This is a genomic window from Lactococcus petauri, assembly GCF_002154895.1.
GTDB classification, from domain to species: domain Bacteria; phylum Bacillota; class Bacilli; order Lactobacillales; family Streptococcaceae; genus Lactococcus; species Lactococcus petauri.
This window is the reverse complement of record NZ_MUIZ01000002.1, coordinates 397,823-418,120: the sequence shown is the minus strand read 5'-3', so window position 1 is coordinate 418,120 and position 20,298 is coordinate 397,823. Positions and strand designations below refer to the sequence as shown.

23 protein-coding genes are annotated in these 20,298 nt (G+C 37.9%); 16 read left to right on the top strand and 7 right to left on the bottom strand.

Features of this window, described 5'->3' with window-relative positions; translation table 11 throughout:
• Positions 1-136: 136 nt before the first annotated feature.
• Entirely contained in the window at positions 137-616 is a 480-nt protein-coding gene (locus BZZ03_RS04635) for an SNARE-associated domain-containing protein (RefSeq protein ID WP_019294046.1), read from the top strand.
• Positions 617-690: 74 nt separating this feature from the next.
• Here BZZ03_RS04635 and BZZ03_RS04630 read toward each other — a convergent pair whose 3' ends face one another.
• The 3 genes from BZZ03_RS04630 to BZZ03_RS04620 all read right to left on the bottom strand — a co-directional run bounded on the left by BZZ03_RS04630 (position 691) and on the right by BZZ03_RS04620 (position 2,848).
• Positions 691-1,287, bottom strand: a complete 597-nt coding sequence (locus tag BZZ03_RS04630; RefSeq protein WP_019294045.1) for a lipoprotein BA_5634 family protein — start codon at positions 1,285-1,287, stop codon at positions 691-693.
• 115 nt (positions 1,288-1,402) lie between these two features.
• Entirely contained in the window at positions 1,403-2,206 is an 804-nt protein-coding gene (locus BZZ03_RS04625; RefSeq protein ID WP_086582646.1) for a pyruvate, water dikinase regulatory protein, read from the bottom strand.
• Between the two features lie 9 nt (positions 2,207-2,215).
• Positions 2,216-2,848: a helix-turn-helix transcriptional regulator gene (locus BZZ03_RS04620; RefSeq protein WP_019294043.1), complete on the bottom strand. Its 633-nt coding sequence runs from the start codon at positions 2,846-2,848 to the stop codon at positions 2,216-2,218.
• Between the two features lie 200 nt (positions 2,849-3,048).
• Here BZZ03_RS04620 and ppdK point away from each other — a divergent pair, with 200 nt between their 5' ends.
• Positions 3,049-5,667 (top strand): pyruvate, phosphate dikinase, encoded by a 2,619-nt coding sequence (ppdK, locus tag BZZ03_RS04615; RefSeq protein WP_086582645.1) that lies wholly within the window; start codon positions 3,049-3,051, stop codon positions 5,665-5,667.
• 40 nt (positions 5,668-5,707) lie between these two features.
• On the opposite strand, the gene BZZ03_RS04610 is transcribed toward ppdK, so the two are convergent.
• Entirely contained in the window at positions 5,708-6,106 is a 399-nt protein-coding gene (locus BZZ03_RS04610) for a phosphate-starvation-inducible PsiE family protein (RefSeq protein ID WP_004257024.1), read from the bottom strand.
• A 296-nt stretch (positions 6,107-6,402) separates the two neighbouring features.
• Between BZZ03_RS04610 and BZZ03_RS04605 the strand changes: the two genes are divergently transcribed.
• Positions 6,403-6,783 (top strand): VOC family protein, encoded by a 381-nt coding sequence (locus tag BZZ03_RS04605; protein ID WP_019294041.1) that lies wholly within the window; start codon positions 6,403-6,405, stop codon positions 6,781-6,783.
• Positions 6,784-6,794: 11 nt separating this feature from the next.
• Here the strand turns inward: BZZ03_RS04605 and BZZ03_RS04600 are convergent, their stop codons facing one another.
• Positions 6,795-6,977 (bottom strand): hypothetical protein, encoded by a 183-nt coding sequence (locus tag BZZ03_RS04600; protein WP_019294040.1) that lies wholly within the window; start codon positions 6,975-6,977, stop codon positions 6,795-6,797.
• Positions 6,967-8,418 (bottom strand): Y-family DNA polymerase, encoded by a 1,452-nt coding sequence (locus BZZ03_RS04595; RefSeq protein ID WP_086582644.1) that lies wholly within the window; start codon positions 8,416-8,418, stop codon positions 6,967-6,969. The genes BZZ03_RS04600 and BZZ03_RS04595 overlap by 11 nt, the downstream gene beginning before the upstream one ends.
• A gap of 223 nt (positions 8,419-8,641) precedes the next feature.
• Here BZZ03_RS04595 and BZZ03_RS04590 point away from each other — a divergent pair, with 223 nt between their 5' ends.
• The 9 genes from BZZ03_RS04590 to BZZ03_RS04550 all read left to right on the top strand — a co-directional run bounded on the left by BZZ03_RS04590 (position 8,642) and on the right by BZZ03_RS04550 (position 16,021).
• Positions 8,642-9,133, top strand: a complete 492-nt coding sequence (locus BZZ03_RS04590) for a hypothetical protein (protein ID WP_019294038.1) — start codon at positions 8,642-8,644, stop codon at positions 9,131-9,133.
• A 159-nt stretch (positions 9,134-9,292) separates the two neighbouring features.
• Complete coding sequence (locus tag BZZ03_RS04585; protein ID WP_086582643.1) at positions 9,293-10,432, top strand: ArgE/DapE family deacylase; 1,140 nt, start codon at positions 9,293-9,295, stop codon at positions 10,430-10,432.
• 61 nt (positions 10,433-10,493) lie between these two features.
• Positions 10,494-11,540, top strand: coding sequence for a hypothetical protein (locus BZZ03_RS12260; RefSeq protein WP_233128955.1), 1,047 nt, complete (start codon positions 10,494-10,496; stop codon positions 11,538-11,540).
• A gap of 298 nt (positions 11,541-11,838) precedes the next feature.
• On the top strand, positions 11,839-12,285 hold the full coding sequence (locus BZZ03_RS04575; RefSeq protein ID WP_086582642.1) for a hypothetical protein: 447 nt from the start codon (positions 11,839-11,841) through the stop codon (positions 12,283-12,285).
• Positions 12,286-12,475: 190 nt separating this feature from the next.
• A complete protein-coding gene (locus BZZ03_RS04570; protein WP_143466330.1) occupies positions 12,476-12,892 on the top strand; it encodes a hypothetical protein in 417 nt (138 codons plus the stop codon).
• 49 nt (positions 12,893-12,941) lie between these two features.
• Positions 12,942-13,349, top strand: coding sequence for an NUDIX domain-containing protein (locus tag BZZ03_RS04565; protein WP_233128954.1), 408 nt, complete (start codon positions 12,942-12,944; stop codon positions 13,347-13,349).
• 167 nt (positions 13,350-13,516) lie between these two features.
• Positions 13,517-14,137, top strand: a complete 621-nt coding sequence (locus BZZ03_RS04560; protein ID WP_086582640.1) for a DNA-3-methyladenine glycosylase — start codon at positions 13,517-13,519, stop codon at positions 14,135-14,137.
• Between the two features lie 278 nt (positions 14,138-14,415).
• Positions 14,416-15,273, top strand: a complete 858-nt coding sequence (ylqF, locus tag BZZ03_RS04555) for a ribosome biogenesis GTPase YlqF (protein WP_019294031.1) — start codon at positions 14,416-14,418, stop codon at positions 15,271-15,273.
• Entirely contained in the window at positions 15,260-16,021 is a 762-nt protein-coding gene (locus BZZ03_RS04550; RefSeq protein WP_086582639.1) for a ribonuclease HII, read from the top strand. The genes ylqF and BZZ03_RS04550 overlap by 14 nt, the downstream gene beginning before the upstream one ends.
• A gap of 19 nt (positions 16,022-16,040) precedes the next feature.
• On the opposite strand, the gene BZZ03_RS04545 is transcribed toward BZZ03_RS04550, so the two are convergent.
• Positions 16,041-16,787: a mechanosensitive ion channel family protein gene (locus BZZ03_RS04545; protein WP_086582638.1), complete on the bottom strand. Its 747-nt coding sequence runs from the start codon at positions 16,785-16,787 to the stop codon at positions 16,041-16,043.
• Positions 16,788-16,924: 137 nt separating this feature from the next.
• Here BZZ03_RS04545 and BZZ03_RS04540 point away from each other — a divergent pair, with 137 nt between their 5' ends.
• The 4 genes from BZZ03_RS04540 to BZZ03_RS04525 all read left to right on the top strand — a co-directional run bounded on the left by BZZ03_RS04540 (position 16,925) and on the right by BZZ03_RS04525 (position 20,292).
• The gene (locus BZZ03_RS04540; RefSeq protein WP_019294028.1) at positions 16,925-17,947 is read left to right on the top strand and encodes a branched-chain amino acid aminotransferase; all 1,023 of its coding nucleotides are present in this window, start codon (positions 16,925-16,927) and stop codon (positions 17,945-17,947) included.
• 120 nt (positions 17,948-18,067) lie between these two features.
• On the top strand, positions 18,068-18,307 hold the full coding sequence (locus tag BZZ03_RS04535) for a YneF family protein (protein ID WP_004257058.1): 240 nt from the start codon (positions 18,068-18,070) through the stop codon (positions 18,305-18,307).
• Positions 18,308-18,334: 27 nt separating this feature from the next.
• Positions 18,335-19,747 (top strand): glutamate racemase, encoded by a 1,413-nt coding sequence (racE, locus tag BZZ03_RS04530; protein ID WP_086582637.1) that lies wholly within the window; start codon positions 18,335-18,337, stop codon positions 19,745-19,747.
• A 35-nt stretch (positions 19,748-19,782) separates the two neighbouring features.
• Positions 19,783-20,292 carry a metallophosphoesterase gene (locus BZZ03_RS04525; RefSeq protein WP_064305315.1) on the top strand — a complete coding sequence of 170 codons (510 nt, stop codon included), beginning with the start codon at positions 19,783-19,785 and terminating at the stop codon, positions 20,290-20,292.
• Positions 20,293-20,298: the final 6 nt, after the last annotated feature.

Here is a 20,298-nt window from a genome sequence, read left to right as displayed (position 1 = left end):
AAAGCAAGTACTAAGGTATTTGCTTTTTAGTTTATATTTGATGTAAAACAAAAGAATTTGACTTTTTAATATATTATGTTTCAATAGTAGAGAGCTTTATAATTTAGCTTATGTAAAATAAGAGGAGTAAAAACAGATGGTTGAAAAGATGCTAAATTGGGTGGCAAGTTTGCCACTCTGGCAAGCCACCTTGTTCTTGTTTATTGTTGTTTTCTTTAGGGCACAGATGACATTTGGTCTAGGAAAACTCATTCATATGGGACTATTGAAGACAAAATGGGGGAAAAAGGCAGAGAAATCCGAAGAAAATCGAGCAGGAATGCTTGCTCTTCAAAAATATGGATGGCCCGTTATACCTTTGAGTTTCTTGACAGTTGGTTTTCAAACTGTGGTGCAGCTTGCTGCTGGTATGTTAGATTGGAAATGGAGCAAGTACACACTGGTCGCTCTTCCAGGCTATTTAGCGTGGGGCTTTGTCTACGCTGCAGGAGGACTAACCTTATTCCGCTCGATTGCTAATGGCTCAATTGGCTTATTGATTCTTTTTGTTATTATCGTATTGTTACTTTGGAGTGTTGGGACATTTTTAGTGAAAAAACTTAAGCCTAATACATAACACAAGGGACTTGTTCATATTTCATTTTTTCTTTAAATATGGATTCAATATAAAAAACACAACCTTAGTTGTGTTTATTTTTGTTTAAAATTAAAAATTTGTGCTTTATCGGCTTTATATTCTGTTAAAGCATGTGCAGCATCTCGTTTTTCTTCAATCATGCTGACATATTTGGCAGGAGCTTGAAACTTGCTGAAGTCTTCTTTGTCAAGAACGAGTGTTTTTTTCGTCATACTTGATTCACCTAAGACAACATATTCCGTTGTAGCAGCAGTAAAACTTTGTCCTTTTTCATCTTCGATATTTTTTACTTGTGTATCAGCGGTCCATAAAGCAGGAGTTTTCGAAAGCGAGGTAATATGTTTGAATTTGAATTCGTCCCCTTTTTTGCTGACTGCGTTGACAGCTTTTGCCTGAATCAATTTTTCAGCAGATGTCGCATCTAATACCAAAGTATCTGTTTCAGCGACATATTTTCCTTCAACAGTGATGTTATTTTTTATGTAAGATTGGTTGTCTTTTAAGCTTTGATCAAGTTCTTTTTTGTCTGAACTATAAAGAATGATGCCATGAACAGGCTGGTGGAATAAAGAGATAACTTTACTAACGGCAAAGTAGCCTCCTGCGATAAACAAGATGAGTGCTGGAATAATCCAAAGTTTCTTTGTCAATGTAGTGTTGTCCTTTTCTAAAGTTTTTTTTATTTCTTTATTTATTTTATCAAGGAATTATGACTCAAAAACTTACTCTTCTGTAAGATAAAAAATAAAAGCACTTGTGTGCTTTTTATTTTTGGATAAGATTCTCAATAAGCATTGAACTTTCTTCAATCGAACGTTTACTGACATCAATTGTCTCTATGCCTAACTGCTCAAAGAGTGTATCGGCATATGCCAACTCTTCAAGAATACGTTTTTCATCAGAATACATGGATTTTGTTTTAAGTCCGAGCGTTTGCTCCCGGTAGCTTCGTATATTACTTAAGCTTTCAGAAGTACTGGTTAAGCCAATAATCTTATGCGGATTCACTTTATAAAGTTCTTTAGCCACTTCGACCTCCGGAATAATCGGGAGATTTGCTACCTTGTAACCTTTGTTGGCCAAGTACATACTCAGTGGGGTTTTCGAAGTTCGAGAGACACCAAGAAGCACAATATCAGCATTTAAAAAACCTTTAGGATCTTTCCCATCGTCATATTTCACCGCAAATTCGATAGCAGCGACCCGATTAAAATAGGCTTGATTTAACCGATGCACACTGCCGGACTCTTGTGTAGGTTGCTCACCTGAACGTTTTTCAATAAGTTGCATGAGCGGCGACATAAAGTCCACATAGGCCAAATCATGTGTATCTGAAAATTTTTGGACACACTCCACTAAAGACTTATCAACGAGAGTGATAGCGACAAGGGCATTTTCTTTTTTGGCATCATTCAAAATTTCTAATAGTGAATATTTATCATTGGTAAAAGGATAAAGCTGAACATCTGATAAATCAACAGTTGGAAATTGTGCCACAACAGCAGAAATAATTTTTTTTGCTGTTTCACCGACAGAGTCAGTAATGAGATAAATTTTTATATTTTGCATTTTGTCCCCTTAATCTTCGCTTTGCATTTCGTTTCCTGTTTGGATGAAAGCTTTCATGATGTGTTTAATGGATATTTTACCGATTATTTTTTTCGAGTCTGCTTTTTCAAGCACAGGTAAACTATCTACTTCGTATCGAGAAAGAATATTCCCAGCTTCTAGTAAAGTCTTATCGGCGGTTATAGTATGGATATTAGGCATACGTGTCATTATTACAGCAACAGGAGTTTTTTCCAGATTATTGCCACTTATAGCGAAGCGGAGAAGGTCTTTACGAGAAAGAAGTCCAGCTAAATCGCCATTTTCATTTTTGACATAGATACTGCCAATATCATAGAGAAAAAGACTTGTCGCAGCATCGTAAACAGACATATCTTGCGCAACAATCAGGGGTGAAGTCATAAAGTCAGACACTTTTTTTGAGTAGCAACTTTCAATATAAAGAGGCTGCATTTTTTGCCCAGTATAGAAATAGCCAACCTTTGGCTTTGCATCAAGTAACCCTGTCATGGTAAGAATAGACAGATCGTTCCTTAAAGTTGCACGGCTTAAGCCTAAAGTTTGAGCAATTTTTTCACCACTGATGGGCTGTTCCGCTTTTACGATATTAATTATTTCAGTTTGTCGAGTTGTTAATTTCAAGTGTCACTCCTTAATAAATAGGACATACTATATATTATATGTGTTTTATCTTTTTAAATCAACTAATAAAAGGGATGGTTGCCACATGTAATGTTAACGAGCTAAAAAGAATGCGATTACAAAAAACTTGACAACGAATATGACATACTATATAATGTGTTTATTCACCAAATAGTATGTCATATATAAAGGAGACGCGAATGTCACAAGCAAAAAAACGTGTTTATAACTTTACAGAAGGTTCAAAAGAACAAAAGGATCTCTTAGGAGGAAAAGGAGCAAATCTTGCAGAGATGACTGGGATTGGTTTACCAGTACCCAAAGGATTTACCATTACTACAGAAGCTTGCTTAGAGTATCTGGACTCGAAAAAATTATTGCCTGAGTTGGTTAAGGAAATAGAAGAACATATTGCTAGGCTAGAAAACGAAACTGGAAAGAAATTTGCAGATGAGGAAAATCCGCTATTAGTTTCGGTCAGAAGTGGCTCAAAATTTTCAATGCCGGGTATGATGGATACTATTTTGAATTTAGGCTTGAATCATCAAAGCGTTGAAATCTTTGCCCACAAGACTGAAAATCCTGTGTTTGCTTATGATTGCTATCGTCGTTTAATCCAAATGTTTGGCGATGTGGTTAAAGGGGTTGATAAAAATATTTTTGAAGAAGCACTAACGCTATATAAAGCGACCCAAGGTTACAGTTCTGATATTGAGATGAAAGCGGAAGATTGGAAGGAGATTATTCAACAATTTACCACAATCTATCTGAAAGAAGTTGGTGAAAACTTCCCTCAAGATCCCTCCAAACAACTTTATGCGGCTGTAGAAGCGGTGTTTACTTCTTGGAATAATCCGCGTGCTGTAACTTACCGTCGGATCCATGAAATCTCTGATAAACTTGGAACAGCCGTTAATATCCAAGAAATGGTTTTTGGAAATACTGGAGGGAATAGCGGTACAGGTGTTGCCTTTACACGCAATCCTGCAACAGGGGAAGCTGGTGTTTTTGGCGAATTTTTGTTGAATGCGCAAGGAGAAGATGTTGTTGCAGGGATTCGGACACCACGTCCAATACAAGAGTTGAAACAAGAACAGCCCACGATTTATATGCAATTTGAGAAAATATGCCATCAGTTGGAAGCTCATTATCAAGATATGCAAGATATCGAGTTCACCATAGAAGAGGGAAAACTTTTCATTCTTCAAACACGTAATGGCAAACGAACAGCAAAGGCTGCCTTTAAAATTGCAACGCAAATGGCAGAAGATGGCGTAATAAGTAAGGAGGAGAGTCTGAAACGCTTAACACCTTCAATGATTACCCAGCTGCTTCATCCTGTGTTTGATGAACAAATGTTGGCGGAGAGTAAATCTGTGGCAAAGGGTTTACCTGCAAGTCCTGGTGCAGCATCTGGCAGAGTCTATTTCCATGCGCAAGATGCGCAAAAAGCGCATGCAGCTGGGCAAAAAGTTATCCTTCTTAGAACAGAAACTTCACCAGAAGATATTGAAGGCATGGTTGTGAGTGAGGCTATTGTCACTTCTCGTGGAGGAATGACCTCTCATGCTGCTGTCGTAGCACGAGGAATGGGGGTGTGCTGCGTGGTTGGATGCGAACAATTAACGATTAATGAAAAGCTCAAACAAGCATACGACGGTACACACACTATAAACGAAGGTGATTTACTCTCAGTAGATGGAACAACAGGAAAAATCTACCGCGGGGAAATTAAACTCGATAAGGTACAAGATCTAGATCTTTTAGTAAAAGTACTTCAGTGGGCCTCTCACATCGGAAATATGCAAGTCAGAGCAAATGCTGAGACAGTTGAAGATATTAGAGCTGCACTGGATTTTGGTGCAAGCGGCATTGGGTTGGCACGTACAGAACATATGTTCTTTGGGAAAGAACGAATTTTGGAAATGCGTAAAATGTTTCTCTCAGAAGATCAACTGCAGCGTAAGCAATCCCTTGAAACACTCAAAGAATTCCAGAAAAAGGATTTTGCTGAAATTTTGAGTCTGACGGAAGGAATGCCATGTACGATTCGCCTTTTAGATCCGCCACTTCACGAATTTATGCCCAAAACTAAGGAAGAATATGAGCAAGTGGCTGAAGCGTGTGGACAAACGGTTGACTTTATTATGCACAGAGGTAAAGATCTTGAAGAGTTCAATCCGATGCTGGGGCATCGTGGTTGTCGTTTAGCCATCACCTATCCCGAAATATATGAAATGCAGGTTGAAGCAATAATGGAAGCTGCTTTGGAACTCGCTAAAACAGGAAAGCAAGTCAAGCCAGAGATTATGATTCCTTTAGTTGCTGAAGAAAAAGAATTGTCTTATCTTAAAAAGATGTTAGAAGACAAAATCCAAGATGTCTTTGAAAAACACCAGCTGAAAATTGCCTATAAAATCGGCGCAATGCTTGAAATTCCAAGAGCTTGTTTGACGGCAGATCAGCTTGCGACATCAGCACAGTTCTTTAGCTTTGGTACCAATGACCTGACACAGCTGACCTATGGCTTTTCTCGGGATGATTCGGTCAAATTTTTGCCCGATTATGTTGAAAAAGGTATTTTAGAAGATGATCCCTTTCAACATTTGGATCAGAAAGGAGTGGGCAGTTTGATGAAAACGGCAATAGAGCTTGTCAAACCACAACATAAAGATATCAGTTTTGGGGTATGTGGCGAAGTAGGAGGTGATCCAGACTCTGTTGCTTTCCTTCAAAAAATCGGTTTGGATTATGTATCATGTTCGCCATATCGAGTTCCAGCAGTTCTTCTTACTGTTGCACAGATGAGTATTAAGTAAGAGAATGTAAAAAACCTTCGACGATAAGCGAAGGTTTTTATTATTTTAAATCTCCCCAAAGGTTGAGCATCACGGTTCCAATGATAAGGACTAAAATGGCTGAACATTGGAGGAACAGGCTGAGTTGAGAAGTTTCGTGATTTGAAATTAAAAGCCGAACGATAGAAGCAACCGCGATATAGATATATTTCTTGATTGTTGGGTGATCATTATCGGAGAGATAGTGAATAATGAGTTCTAAGAATTCCAAAAAGAGGAAAAAGGTTAAGATACGGTCAATAATATCGTAGAAACTGTAATCAATAAATCCTGTAGTAAATGAGGAGAGAAGAACCCAAATCTCTTTAAACATAAGAAAGGCAATGACCAGCCCGAGTAAACTTAAACAGACTTTTATAATGACATTAAAAGTTTTTGATAAAAAATTAAATTGAATCAAATGAGAACCTCCCTGATTAGTCGTGTAATTTTATAATTCTAGTATAGCACAGAAACATCAGCTTTGAGGAGAGATTAGACTTGGAAAAATGAATTGAATATTTGAAAATAAGAAAAGTCTTATTAAAAAGATACATTTTCTTATCACATTATCTCAATGTATAAATTATCCCTATCGGAATTCCAGCGTTTCTAAATTGTTTTTTACCTTAGACTGTGGGATAATCAATGTAAAAGAAGAAGGTGCGTTTTAGAGCAAGTCACCATCTGTTTACTTTATAGAAAAGAGAAAATACTATGATTAATCTTTGTAATATGCTTTATGTTTCGGATGTCCCAACGCACGCAGAATTTTGGGCGAAAGTTGGCTTGAAAGAACTTCGTCGCCAAGGTTCAGGCTCGCAAGAAACGGTGATTTTCGCAGTGGATGCGGATGCTCCAAGCGCACGTATTCAATTATGGAATCTTGACTTTATTCGTCAAAATTCACCAGAAGTAGCAGATATGAAAGGCTCAATGCTTTTTACTGTGGATGACTTAGAGGAATGGCATACGCGTGTCTCTAAAGCAACGAACACAGCAAGCGCAATCAATGATTTCCAAGGTATGGTGAACTTTAATTTCCAAGATCCTGATGGAAATTATTATGCATTTGCGCAGACTGAATTACCAGAATGATGTGCAAAATCTTAATCGTCTGATTTTGAAGTTGCTTTCTTTGATGATATTTCACTTTCTAATTCCTCTTTCTCTCGCAGTTTTCGTTGTGCCTCAGAGAGCTCTCCTGTGGCGAAAGCGCCCCATTTCATCATGCCTCTGTCATGATAGTTACGGATAGATTCATAAGGGCTATATGAGCGATCAACTGTCATTTTTTTCTCCTCCTGCGGCTGCATGGCCGCCAATCATTTTGCTTCTTTCTAAAACTCTAGAGCCAGTTGTCAAAACGCTGGCTTTTTGAATGGCTGTAAAATCAAATTTATCACGTATTTCATCAATGGCATTTTGTAGAGCTTCCTGTTTTTGATGAGTGATGACCTTAGATTCATTAGGGAGCATTGTTTCAAAAAGATTAAGTTGCTTGATATTTTCGCTAGATAAATCAAAACCGCCGATACCGATTTCTCTTACAATTTCACCATGATATTTTTCTCTAAAGAGGCGCAAAAACTCGCTTTGAATATCCGTTGTACTTTGAGTGGGCTCAATTTTACTGGCTATTTTTATCGAAGAAGAGTGTTCTTTGTAGGAAGGTTTGACATAAAGTGAGAGACCACCCGCGAGCTTTTTACCTTTTCGAAGTCGGATAGCAAGATGCTCAGCCATTTCCTTAATCACTAGCTCAATTTCATCTTGCTTTACGTAGTCGCGTGGCAAAATCTGACTGTTGCTGTAGCTTTCTGATTTTTTGTGGTGCTTCTCGCGGACATTGGTTTCATCAATACCATGTACATGAAAAAATTGTTGTAGACCAACGATTCCCATTTTTCGTTTAATTCTATCAGGGTTCGCATGAGCCAGATCCTTGATAGAATAAATTCCTAACTTATTGAATCTTTTCTCTGTCCGTCTCCCAATCCCCCAAAAATCAGTCATCTTTGGAAGTGTCCAAATCTTCTCGGGGACGTCCTCATAACGAATGAGCGCCCGCATAGTTGCGCTGTGCTTGGCATAATTATCCATCGCTAACTTGGCCAGTAAAGGGTTATCCCCCATTCCAACAGTCACAAATAGGCCCATTTGCTTAAGGACTTTTTGCTGTAAATCCTGAGCTAACAAATCCATTTGTTCATATTTATTTTTGATTTCAGGGTAGAAAAGGTTCAGAGATTCTGTAACATCAAGGAAGGACTCATCAATAGAATACGAGTGAATTTCTTCAGAAGAAGTATAGTTGGTCAAAAGTTGCTGCATCTCGATATTCTTATCGATATAAAGAGCCATCTGTGGAGGGACGATATGTGTACGTTTAGCCCAGCTTTCAATAAAAGCGACATGTTGCATAGAGGGTTCTGTGCGTTGCCCGTAAATGTCAGTATGTTTGGCATACCAACGCCGATAGTTAAATTTCCTATTTTCCAGTAAAAAAGGTAAATCTGCCGCACGACTGACGTTAGATTTTCCAAAAACCTCTTTAAATTTCGGACTTGAAGCTAAAATAAGGCCATAGGAGTGATCTGAGCGACTCATGACACATAGAGAAGTATCTAAAGGATGAAGCCCTCTCTCTACACACTCGATTGAGGCATAGTTCGATTTTACATCCTCAAAAAAAATTGCGCGCCGTGGTTCATACGTATAGTCAATAAACATATTATACCTCTTAACAAATATTGATTTATTCAATATTATATACCTAAAAAAGAAAGAAAACAAAGAAAAATAATTATAAACTCAATATTTATTCTTTGCGTAACCTAAATGATGTTTTATAAAAAAATGTAACACAAAAAACATGGCTCTCTCAAATTATTAGTAAAAACAGAAAAGGGAATGCTATAATATAAGTAACGAAATTGTAATATAAGGAGGAGCTATGAAAATTTTAATCAATCAAAAAAAGCCCTTATACTGGAGTAAGGTAAAGAAAGCTTCAGTGGTTGGTTTGACCACTTTACTGGTCGTCGCCAAAGGAACAGCGCCTGCCGTTGCAAATACTGTGCGCACTCGTTTCTGTGGTACAGATTTTACTATTGGGCAAATACATGAAGTACCAGAACAAGGTGTATTGATGGATCACTTTGTCGGGCAGGAAGACGGAACGCAAACTCCAATGACTTCTGAGGATAAACAAAATAAGATTGTAACAGAAGCAGGTTATGTTCCGATTATGCCATTAGCTGAAACTCAGGAAGAAGCACCGGCACGCCTCAAAGGTCCGCGACAAAATCCTGCTTACTATATGAAAGAAACAGTTGAACATCTTACAGAAAGACCTTGGAATATTGTGACAAAGACAACACTTGCTACAGGTGTATTGTTGGCAGTAACCAGTGGAATTGTCTTGAAAAACATTTTGAAGAAATAATAAAGAAGAATTACTTCTAAAGTGGTTCTTTTTTTGTATGAATAAAGTTTTCCCAAAAATAAAAAGTATAATTATTGGCAAGACGAAATGACATAGAGTACAATTATTAGTAGAGGTTAAATTAATAATGCAAATGAATTAAAAATTAGGAGGGATTTCATGGAAAAAGAAGAAAAAGTTAAAATTTTACAAGATTTGATAAAAATTAAATCAATTAACGGAAATGAAGAAGAAGTCGCTGTTTATTTACAAAACTTATTGAAAAATCATGGAATTGACTCCAAATTAATTCAATATGCCGAAGGGCGCAGCAGTTTAGTAGCTGAAATTAAGAGTGGCTCAAGCAGCCGAGTTTTGGGGCTGACAGGTCATATGGACGTTGTTGATATTGGTAACGAATCCCTTTGGACTTACCCGCCATTTTCTGCAACTATTGATGGTGATAAATTATATGGGCGTGGTTCAACGGACATGAAATCTGGGCTTGCAGCCATCACGATTGCAATGATTGAATTAAAAGAAGCTGAGACAAAATTTGATGGAATCATCCGTTTATTGGCTACGGTAGGTGAGGAAGTTGGCGAACTTGGTGGACGTCAGCTTACAGAACTCGGTTACGCGGATGATTTATCCGGCTTAATTATTGCTGAGCCGACCAATTATAACTTGGTCTACACGCATATGGGATCGATTAACTACTCTGTATTTTCAGCAGGTAAAGCAGCACATAGCTCACAACCTCAGGAAGGCTTTAATGCCATCAATCACTTGAACGAATTTATTACTGCTGTTAATGTTGAAATGGATAAAATTGCTGAAGAATACCCTGATGCAGAACTGGGAACGACTATACATAATGTGACTGTTATCCGAGGGGGTGACCAGGTGAATGCAATTCCGGGAGAAGCCAGTCTTGAAGGAAATATCCGAAGTGTACCAACCTATGGTAACGATAAGATTAAGGCCAAACTTCAAGAAGTAGTTGATAAAGTGAATGAAAATCATGATTATAAGTTGACATTAACGATTGACGAGGATAAAGTGGCAGTGCAGTCGGATAAAAACTCAATCTTAATCCAAACTATTCAAAGTGAGTTTGATACGCCTTTACCAGTTATTGGCATCGCAGGAACTACTGATGCTGCCGAATTTGTGAAATCCAAAAATAAATTTGACTTTGTCGTCTTTGGCCCAGGAGTAAGTAATCTCCCTCACCAAGTTAATGAGTATGTTGAAATTTCAAATTACTTAGATATGATTGATACATACCAGAATATTGCGAAAAAATATTTAGATTAGAATATAGAAAACCAAGTTTTTGCTTGGTTTTTTATATTCTAATCTGCGTTTATATTACTTTATGTTACAATTTAAATATGAAAAAATATTTATTGGTGGTCTATTGGGAGTAGTTCTTGTCAGCGCAGCTCTCCTTACTTATCTCTTTTTAGGCCCAGCCACAACAGATGTTCGGGGGAAGTGGGTCAGCTTTGGGGAAAATAAACTCCGTGTTTCTGCCGGCTCATTACGAGGAGATTTGGTGCAAGCCAGTCCTTTTACCAAACAGGAAATGGTGATTCGTTCAGATAAAAATGTGAAGATTAATCCTATTACGCACACGATTACAGAAAAAGCGGGTGATTTCTCAGTCACACGCAAGTTTCGTATGGAAAATAATAACGAGGTCTTAAAAATCCGTACCAAACTTGGTGAGAAGGAAATCTGGGAAACGTATTACTGGCCAGGAAGCAAAGCTTACCAACAAAAAGAAGAATCTTTGGTTAAAGAAAGAGCAGAAAACGTCAAAAACAGTACAAAAATTAACGAAGCATGGAAGAAGCGGGTAGAGGTGCTAAATAATGAATTATTTTCGGCTCTTGATGATACAACATGGCAAGGCTATGATATGACCAATGCCATTCATATGAAGCCTAATGCAGAAGTCACTGTTCATATTCAGACCGAACCTTCGAAAGAGACAGAACATGGGCATTTTGAAGCTCAGGCTACGGTGGATTTTCAAATGATTGGTTTTGAAACTGAGGAAATCTATGAACCTGTCGTGAAGGGTCAAGGTTTTGGGGCTTACGATATGCTAAGTGAAGGGGCATTGAAGACACTTTTTACAGATAACCCTTTAAAAAATATTAATACAGAAAAAGTCTTAAAGCATATTCCTCAAATTACTTGGAAGGATATTTTTGCAAAACAAAACGCGATTAAGTTCCGCTACGGTATTTCCAACACGCTCACTACCCAACAGCTGGTCATTAAGAAAGAGAATATTGATTTTAGTCAAGATAAGCTGCAGATTAATGCCATACGTATGGAAACATATCTGAATGATGTAGATGGAGACGCATCAAGTAAACAGGATATGATTGCGGATCCTTTGGATAGAATATAAAAAAGGCATGAATGCATGTCTTTTTAAAAATGATACAATATACTTAAATAGTGATATCATCAAGGAGAAAATAATTGATTAAGGCATATCAATTTTTTCTCTTTACGTAAAAATTAAAGGTCAGGTTAAAATGATAGAGGCAATTATCTGTAAAAATTGTGGAGGATCAAGTTTTATAAGAAAGCAAGGGAGACTTATTTGTTCCTATTGCGCTACGCAGTACAAGGAGGAGGATGCTCCCAGAAGAAGTCGGAAAAATATTTGGCTTGCTATCGGAGCATTAGTTTTTACAACTTTTGTGATTGTCTGGTTTTTAGTTTCTTATGGAATAAACAATTCGGGAAGGAAATCAACAACTTCTCAAAATCAAAAACTATTCCAAAGTGACTCCTCTTTAAAGAAAAACAGGAACCAATACGCGCGTGAAAATATTGATAAAATAAAGGGCTGGTCTTTAGAAAAATACAACAATATCCAACGAGCCGAACAGATTGTCTCAGCGGAAAGTAAATATCCAATTTACCAAAATGGTATGCACTTTTCGGACCTTGAGCGAAGTGTTGGTTATTCTCCAGATAGCTTAAAAGAAAGTCGCGTTCCGGGAAACAAAATTGAAGGTATAGCAACTTGGTCCACAGGGTCTTATTTAAAAGACGGAGAAGTAACAATCTCAATCAGTTATGATAAAGAAACAGGACAAATTTTAAGAAAAGACTTGATGGGCAACATTTATGACAAAGAATGAAACAGTGAAATGTAAAAATTGTGGCGCTAATGAATTTGTTCAAGAAGCAGGAACAACAAGATGTCTTTACTGCCAGACTGAGTATATAAGCTATCCCATACACAAAAGTAGAAAAATGATTTGGCTGTCTCTTTTCATTTTGACCCTCAGTCTACTGATAGTAATGGTTTTTATCTTAAAAAACACGAATTTGAAAACATATAAAGTTGAAGAAAAAGCCACGGCTGTAAATATGTCAACGAAAGAAGTTAAGCTTTCAAAGGAAAAAGAATATGCTGAGAAAAATGCATCAACAATTGAAGGTCTGAGCTTAGAAAAGTACGATAATATACAAATTGCTGCGCTGCATCGTTCCCCAGATAAGAAAGAGCAGTACTACGCACATGGTACACTCATGAAAGAACTAATAAAAGAACTTGGCCCCCCTGAGGAGCTAGTTGAATATACGCAATACTATCCGGGAGGGGCCGCAGTTGAGGGTAAAGCAAACTGGTCCAGTGGAGAAACACTCTCTGATGGATCAGTTGGTCTGTATGTTATCTATGATAAGGATTCAGATCAAATTCTACATAAAAATCTATCTGCTTCTATGTATGGGTTAGAGTAACAAAGAAGTTAAAATGGAATAGGATATTCGGAAGGAAGGAGACTAGGTAATGAAAAAAGAATTTTCTAGAGTTTTTTTTGAAAGATGCAAGTGGAGATGTTTTAGTTATAAGAGATCGAAAGGCAGTTTGGAACATTCCAGGAGGAAAAAAGAACAAGGAGAATCCTCAATTGCTTGTGCAATAAGGGAAGTTGAAGAAGAAATTTCTTTAACTATTTCTGATTTGGAAGAAGTGTATTCTGATGATTTTGTTTTTGGAGATATAGAGTGGAGAGGACATTTCTATTTTGCAAATACTGCCAAAGGACTTCCCACACTAAATGAACCTAATAAAATAAAAGGAATACAATTTATTGAAACACTGGACATGGTAAACTTTTCTTACGTTTTAAATCCATTACTGTCTTATTTAGATAAACATAATATTCTTGATGCTAAAACAACGAAGTGGGTTTGAACTTTTTGTTGGGACTTAGTAAATATATGATGGTAATTATTTTTTCTAAGCCACCCTCCTCCAATGTTAAAGATATATTAGCAATCATGGATTGTCTAGATTCCAATTAAGTAAAGGTAAAACCGGCACCCAAAAAGTACTTTGCTATGTGAAAGATCAGGTAATTTATGAAAGATAAAAATTTTTTAGATATTATAAATAAGAGCACAATTGAGACGGCCAAAAGCCTTCTTGGTATGAAACTTGTCATGGAAACAGGCGGTGAGTCGCAAATACTTGGGAATATCGTAGAAACTGAAGCTTATCTTGGGACACTGGATAGTGCATGTCATAGTTTCATGGGAAAACGAACACCTCGTAATGAATCCATGTATCTCTCCGCTGGTCACTGGTATGTATATCAAATTCATGGTCATTTTATGTTAAATCTAGTAACTATGGACGAAAATATCCCAGAGGCTGTTTTAATTCGTGCCGTTCAAGCAGATGCTCCAGAACATGATTGCAGTGGTCCTGGAAAGCTCACGAAATCCTTTGGCATAACGAAAGAGATAGACGGAGAGTATTTTCTTGACTCACGTTTGACATTAGAAGTAGACAAAACACCCAAAGAGATTGCTAGCCGAAAAAGGATTGGAATAACATGTATGGATGAATGGCGAGATGAACCTTTAGGGTTTTATGTAAAAGGAAATTCGCAAGTTTCCCGTATTCGGAAAAAAGAAATATTAGATGATGATGAGTTGACTTGGGAAAACCACCTTTTCAGAAAAATAAAGACGAGGTAAAAGAAACGATACCAAAGGCATGAATTCATGCTTTTTTCATAATAGTGGGTAAGCGCACAAACTCCACAAAACGCCTACATATTAGCGCAGAATCTTAAAAAATGATAAAATAGCCTAGTATGATATGCTCTACAAGGCTTTTTTATGTAAGAAAAAACACAGAGAGCAGGTTCAAGTAAAATAGAGATACGGACATCTCTAGATGTATTTAATACTTATTTTCATCACTAAAAAATAAAAATGAAAGGCTATGACATCAGTTATAGCAGGGTTTAAAAATGGGTGTAGCAATTCAATGGTTCCCAGGGCACATGTCCAAAGCGCGTCGTCAAGTTCAAGAAAATTTAAAATATGTTGATTTTGTGATTGAGTTGGTAGATGCACGTTTACCAATCAGTTCACGTAACCCAATGTTGGATAAAATTATTGGGGATAAACCACGTCTTATCGCTTTAAACAAGGCTGATTTAGCTGACAGAAACGCTGTGAAATCGTGGGTGGAGTTTTTCGAAAAGCAAGGCATAATCGCTCTAGCCATCAATTCGAAAGAAGCACATACTGCCAAACGTTTGACTGTTGCAGCGAAAACTTTGATGGCTGATAAGCTTGCGCGTAATGCTGAACGAGGCATCCAAAATAGTTCTTTACGTACGATGATTGTAGGTATTCCTAATGCGGGTAAGTCAACACTGATGAACCGTCTTGCAGGAAAAAAAGTAGCTGTTACAGGAAATAAGCCTGGTGTAACTAAGGGGCAGCAATGGTTGCGTACCAATAAAGAGTTGGAAATTCTTGACACACCAGGGATACTTTGGCCAAAATTCGAAGATGACCAAGTTGGTCTAAAACTTGCTTTAACAGGCGCTATTAAGGATCAGCTTTTGCCGATGGATGATGTGACTATTTTTGGTTTGCAGTATTTCCTTGAAAATTACCAAGAAGCAACTATGAAACGTTTGCGCATGAAAGAAGCAGATCTGGAGTTAGAAATTCCCGATCTCATCATGGAATTGACCAAACGTTTTGGCTTCCGTGATGATTATGACCGTTTTTATCAAATGTTTGTTAAGGATGTACGTGATGGCAGAATGGGCGAATATTGCTTGGATAAAGTGAGTGACTATGTCAACGATTAAAGAAATAAAAGAGCAACTGAACGGCTTAAATACACTACTCGAAGTGGACGCTTTTTTGGAAGATACTCGTGCAGGAGTTCAAACAGCGATTAAACGTCGTAAAAAAGAGATTTTAGCAGAACAAGTAGAAGACGAACGTTTAGAAATGATGCTGAACTTTGAGCGACAAGCATATGCGCAAGGGATGGACTTGATTGCGGGTATAGATGAGGTTGGACGTGGTCCCTTAGCTGGTCCTGTTGTGACTGCAGCCGTGATTTTACCAAAAAATTGTAAGATTAAAGGTCTCAACGACAGTAAGAAAATTCCAAAATCTAAACATGAAGCTATTTTTGCAGAAGTCCAAGAAAAAGCGCTTGCTGTCAGTGTTGGCTTAGTTGATAACGAAACGATTGACCAAGTGAACATATATCAGGCGACTAAAATCGCAATGCTTCAAGCTGTAGAAAAATTAGAAATACAGCCAGAATGCCTCTTAATCGATGCGATGAAGTTAGACATTAATATTCCTCAAGTCAGTATTATCAAAGGTGATGCCAAGTCGTCAAGCATTGCGGCAGCAAGTATTGTTGCGAAGGTGACACGAGATCGAATGATGGCGGAGTATGGACAAAAATACCCACATTACGACTTTGAACATAATGCAGGTTATGGCACGGCCAAGCATTTGGAAGACCTAAAGAACTACGGTGTTACAGCGATTCACCGTAAATCTTATGAACCTATCAAATCAATGGTAGAAAAATAAGCAGATCATCATGATCTGCTTATTTTGTATAATATTTGTTCATAATTTCCATCCGTAAGCCATTTATTTCGCTGAGATTCGCCGTGAGTAAACTCCGTATAAAAATGCTTTCGTCTCGTGTAATAATACCGTTGTAAACGACTTGAGGATATTCAGCGTTCACACGGAGAACTTGGTCTTTCATCACTTCTAAATTTTCGGCTGTAACTGGGATGTCTAAGTTCATCGTCCGATCTTTGTAAGAGAAATTTTTCAAGGATTCAATATTACGGTTAGGAATGAAAGCTGTGGCACCATCATCTGAAATCAAAGTGATTGAGCGGATACCTACAGCAGTAACCTCCCCTTCGATACCGAGATTTTCAAAACGAATCCAATCGCCCACGTTAATCTGATGTTCGATAATAATAAAGAAACCATTGATGATATCTGCGACAAGGTCACGGCCTGCGAAACCAAGAGCAACACCAAGAATACCAGCACCTGCAAGTACACTTCCTACAGGAACACCAAGAATAGAGAGAATGGTATAGATCCAGAGAAAGGCTGTCAGATAAGTTAAACCACTTTTTGTTAAGCGGGCTAAGGTCATTATCCGAGAAACATCTGCCCAAGAACGATTGCTGTAGTTTTTGAAAAGAGTTTCTACGATGCGTGCACTGATCCGGTATAAAATAAAAAACAAAAGACTGACTAAAAAGACGTAGATTAATTTATCCAACAAGAGTTGGCCGAGTTCTTGAAAATTTATTCTAAGAATATTCATTTTATTTCCATTTCTATAATTTTCTGAATTTATGTTGAAATCACATTCAAAATAGCTTATAATAATTAATTATAACAAATACCATGAAGTTTGGCTTTATGGAAAAAGAATGTCAATAAAATGGGGGATGAAAAAGAATGACAGTTGAATTAGATTGGGAAAATTTAGGTTTTGAATACAGAGAGTTGCCTTATCGCTATATTTCACATTTTAAAGATGGGAAATGGGATGATGGAAAACTTACAGGCGATGCGACTTTGCACCTTTCGGAAGGCTCGCCAGCGCTTCATTATGGACAACAAGGATTTGAAGGACTCAAAGCCTACCGTACAAAATCTGGAAAAATAAATCTTTTTCGTCCTGACCGTAACGCTGAGCGTTTACAAGCTACAGCGCGCCGCTTGCGTATGGCAGAAGTACCAACAGACAAGTTTATCGATGCCGTAAAACAAGTCGTTAAAGCAAATGAAGACTTTGTCCCTCCTTACGGAACTGGAGCTACGCTTTACCTCCGTCCACTATTAATAGGTGTTGGCGGCCTTGTTGGGGTAAAACCAGCTGATGAATACATCTTTACAATTTTTGCGGTCCCAGTAGGTTCTTATTTTAAAGGTGGTTTAGCACCAACAAACTTCCTCGTATCCCGTGATTATGACCGTGCGGCGCCACATGGTACAGGTGCGGCAAAAGTTGGAGGGAATTATGCCGCTTCGATTGAGCCAGGACAAAAAGCACATGAAGCTGGCTATTCTGATGTGATTTATCTTGATCCTGCAACACACACTAAGATTGAAGAAGTGGGTGCAGCAAACTTCTTTGGGATTACCAAGAATAATGAGTTCATCACGCCTTTAAGCCCTTCAATTTTACCTTCTATCACAAAATATTCTTTATTGCAATTGGCGGAAGAACGTTTAGGAATGAAAGCTATTGAAGGAGATGTTTTTGTTGATCAACTAGATGATTTTGTCGAAGCAGGCGCTTGTGGAACTGCTGCAGTCATTTCACCAATTGGTGCTATTGATGATCAGGATAAACACCATGTTTTTTATTCAGAAACAGAAGTTGGCCCAGTGACTCAACGCTTATACAATGAACTTGTTGGTATTCAATTTGGCGATAAGGAAGCCCCAGAAGGTTGGATTTATACTGTTGAATAATAAATAAAAGTCTCAAAAAATAAAGAGAAAATCTGCAGCTGACAAATGTGTCTAAATTTGATATAATAAGGAGTAAAAATTACGAAAGCGATTTTATAGCTTTCTTGTAGGAGAGTATTAATGAATTTATTTGTTGCAATTTTACTTATGATTGTCTTTGCCATTGCTGGCTTTGCTGGGGGCGCTTGGTTTACACAAAAACAAACTAAAAAACTCTTGATGGATAACCCACCATTGAATGAAGATGCAGTACGTATGATGATGGGTTCAATGGGACGCAAACCATCTGAAGCACAAGTACAACAAGTACTTCGTCAAATTCGTAGTGCAGCTAAACAAGCAGACACTAAGAAAAAATAAGATAAAAAGTAAATTTTGGAGGTATTTATGGACAACAGACCTATTGGCTTACTAGATTCAGGAGTTGGAGGCTTGACCGTTGTTCGCGAGATTCTCCGTCAATTACCAAACGAAGAAATTGTCTATATCGGTGATACGCAACGTGCGCCTTACGGGCCACGCTCAAATGAGCAGATTACTGCTTTCACTTGGGATATGGTCAATTTTTTGCTTTCTAAAAATGTAAAAATGATTGTTTTCGCTTGCAATACAGCAACAGCAGTTGCAATTGAAGAAGTAAGAGCAGCTCTTGATATTCCTGTCATAGGTGTGATTTTACCAGGTGCTTCAAGTGCGATTCAAAAAACAATTAACAAGAAAGTCGGCGTAATTGCGACACAAGCAACGGTTAATTCTGATCAATATCGTAAAGTTATTCAACTCAAATCATCAAGTGTTGATGTACGTAGTTTGGCTTGCCCAGAGTTTGTACCATTGGTTGAATCCAACGGTGCAGATTCGGAAGAGGCTCAAGAAATAGTAGCGAAGGCTTTAAAACCAATGGTTGGCAAAGTTGACACCTTGATTTTAGGCTGCACACATTATCCTCTTTTGCGCAAACTCATCCAAAAAGAAATGGGACCGGATGTTCAGCTTATTGACAGTGGTTCTGAAACTGTACGTGATATTACCGTTTTGCTAAATTATTTTGATCTCAACGGTGAAGAGCGTCAAAATCTCCATCACCGTTTTTATACAACAGGTAAGTCAGAAGATTTTCAAGCTATTGCGGACAGATGGCTTGGTTCGGCAAAAATCACTGCACAGCACACAGAATTATCTGCTAAAAAAACGATACTCATCGCCACACGTAACGATGGGAAAACAGCAGAATTCAAACGTCTATTTGAAGAATTTGGCTACAAAATTAAAAATCTTAAAGATTATCCTGAGTTACCAGATATTGCTGAAACTGGCATGACTTTTGAAGAAAATGCACGTCTCAAAGCAGAACAAATTGCCGAAATTACTGGTGAAGTTGTCATCGGTGATGATTCTGGCTTATGTGTGGATGTTTTAGGGGGTTTGCCTGGTGTTTGGAGCCATCGTTTTGCTGGGCCTGATCCAACAGATGAGGAAAATATTGCAAAACTTCTCCATGAGTTAGCTTCAACAGCAATAACACCTGAGCGTCGGACGGCGCATTTCCATACGACATTAGTTGCTGCTTATCCAGGCCATGACAGTTTGGTTGTTGAAGCAGACTGGCAAGGACGTATTGGCCTTACGCCGCAAGGCGAAAATGGTTTTGGCTATGATCCTATCTTTTTAGTGGGAACGTCAGACCGAACTGCTGCTCAGCTTAGTGCTGAAGAAAAAAATACAGCTTCACATCGTGGTCAAGCTTTACAAAAATTAATGACAGAACTCCCAGAATGGCTGGAGCACATTAAAAAATAAAAAGCGGCATGAGTGTTAGCTAAAAGGAGCCTTCAATGTTTATTGTAATGAGTGATTCACATACTGATCGTGACGTAATTAAAAAAATCAAAAAAAAATATGAAGGCACAGCATCAGCTTTGTTTCATTGTGGTGATTCTGAATTGCCAAGTAATGATGATATATGGCAAGGTATCACCGTAGTTGCGGGAAATTGCGACTACGATGAAGGCTATTCTGAGATAAAAATGGTGGATGTCGAAGGGAAGAAAGTTCTTATTGCTCATGGCCACCAGTTTTACGTTGGCTTAGGTCTTGATCGTTATTCTTACTTTGCAGAAGAAAAAGAAGCGGACATTGCACTTTTTGGTCATATCCATCAGCCTGTCGCACAGATGATAGGAAATACCTTGTATATTAATCCGGGTTCAGTAAGTCAGCCTAGAGGAAGTATCAATATCAAAATGTATGCTGTCGTCACAATTTTAGAAGATGGCTATAAGGTTTCTTATCATGATTTAGAGCACCAGGAAATTCCAGGTCTACAGTTTACTTTTGAGCTTTAGAAAAAA

What these genes read in the sequence shown, in the direction of transcription:
- BZZ03_RS04635 (WP_019294046.1), top strand. Translation starts at nt 137, where the DNA reads ATGGTTGAAAAGATGCTAAATTGGGTGGCAAGTTTGCCACTCTGGCAA.
- BZZ03_RS04625 (WP_086582646.1), bottom strand. Translation starts at nt 2,206, where the DNA reads ATGCAAAATATAAAAATTTATCTCATTACTGACTCTGTCGGTGAAACA.
- ppdK (WP_086582645.1), top strand. Translation starts at nt 3,049, where the DNA reads ATGTCACAAGCAAAAAAACGTGTTTATAACTTTACAGAAGGTTCAAAA.
- BZZ03_RS04605 (WP_019294041.1), top strand. Translation starts at nt 6,403, where the DNA reads ATGATTAATCTTTGTAATATGCTTTATGTTTCGGATGTCCCAACGCAC.
- BZZ03_RS04600 (WP_019294040.1), bottom strand. Translation starts at nt 6,977, where the DNA reads ATGACAGTTGATCGCTCATATAGCCCTTATGAATCTATCCGTAACTAT.
- BZZ03_RS04595 (WP_086582644.1), bottom strand. Translation starts at nt 8,418, where the DNA reads ATGTTTATTGACTATACGTATGAACCACGGCGCGCAATTTTTTTTGAG.
- BZZ03_RS04590 (WP_019294038.1), top strand. Translation starts at nt 8,642, where the DNA reads ATGAAAATTTTAATCAATCAAAAAAAGCCCTTATACTGGAGTAAGGTA.
- BZZ03_RS04585 (WP_086582643.1), top strand. Translation starts at nt 9,293, where the DNA reads ATGGAAAAAGAAGAAAAAGTTAAAATTTTACAAGATTTGATAAAAATT.
- BZZ03_RS12260 (WP_233128955.1), top strand. Translation starts at nt 10,494, where the DNA reads ATGTTACAATTTAAATATGAAAAAATATTTATTGGTGGTCTATTGGGA.
- BZZ03_RS04565 (WP_233128954.1), top strand. Translation starts at nt 12,942, where the DNA reads ATGAAAAAAGAATTTTCTAGAGTTTTTTTTGAAAGATGCAAGTGGAGA.
- BZZ03_RS04560 (WP_086582640.1), top strand. Translation starts at nt 13,517, where the DNA reads ATGAAAGATAAAAATTTTTTAGATATTATAAATAAGAGCACAATTGAG.
- ylqF (WP_019294031.1), top strand. Translation starts at nt 14,416, where the DNA reads ATGGGTGTAGCAATTCAATGGTTCCCAGGGCACATGTCCAAAGCGCGT.
- BZZ03_RS04550 (WP_086582639.1), top strand. Translation starts at nt 15,260, where the DNA reads ATGTCAACGATTAAAGAAATAAAAGAGCAACTGAACGGCTTAAATACA.
- BZZ03_RS04545 (WP_086582638.1), bottom strand. Translation starts at nt 16,787, where the DNA reads ATGAATATTCTTAGAATAAATTTTCAAGAACTCGGCCAACTCTTGTTG.
- BZZ03_RS04540 (WP_019294028.1), top strand. Translation starts at nt 16,925, where the DNA reads ATGACAGTTGAATTAGATTGGGAAAATTTAGGTTTTGAATACAGAGAG.
- BZZ03_RS04535 (WP_004257058.1), top strand. Translation starts at nt 18,068, where the DNA reads ATGAATTTATTTGTTGCAATTTTACTTATGATTGTCTTTGCCATTGCT.
- racE (WP_086582637.1), top strand. Translation starts at nt 18,335, where the DNA reads ATGGACAACAGACCTATTGGCTTACTAGATTCAGGAGTTGGAGGCTTG.
- BZZ03_RS04525 (WP_064305315.1), top strand. Translation starts at nt 19,783, where the DNA reads ATGTTTATTGTAATGAGTGATTCACATACTGATCGTGACGTAATTAAA.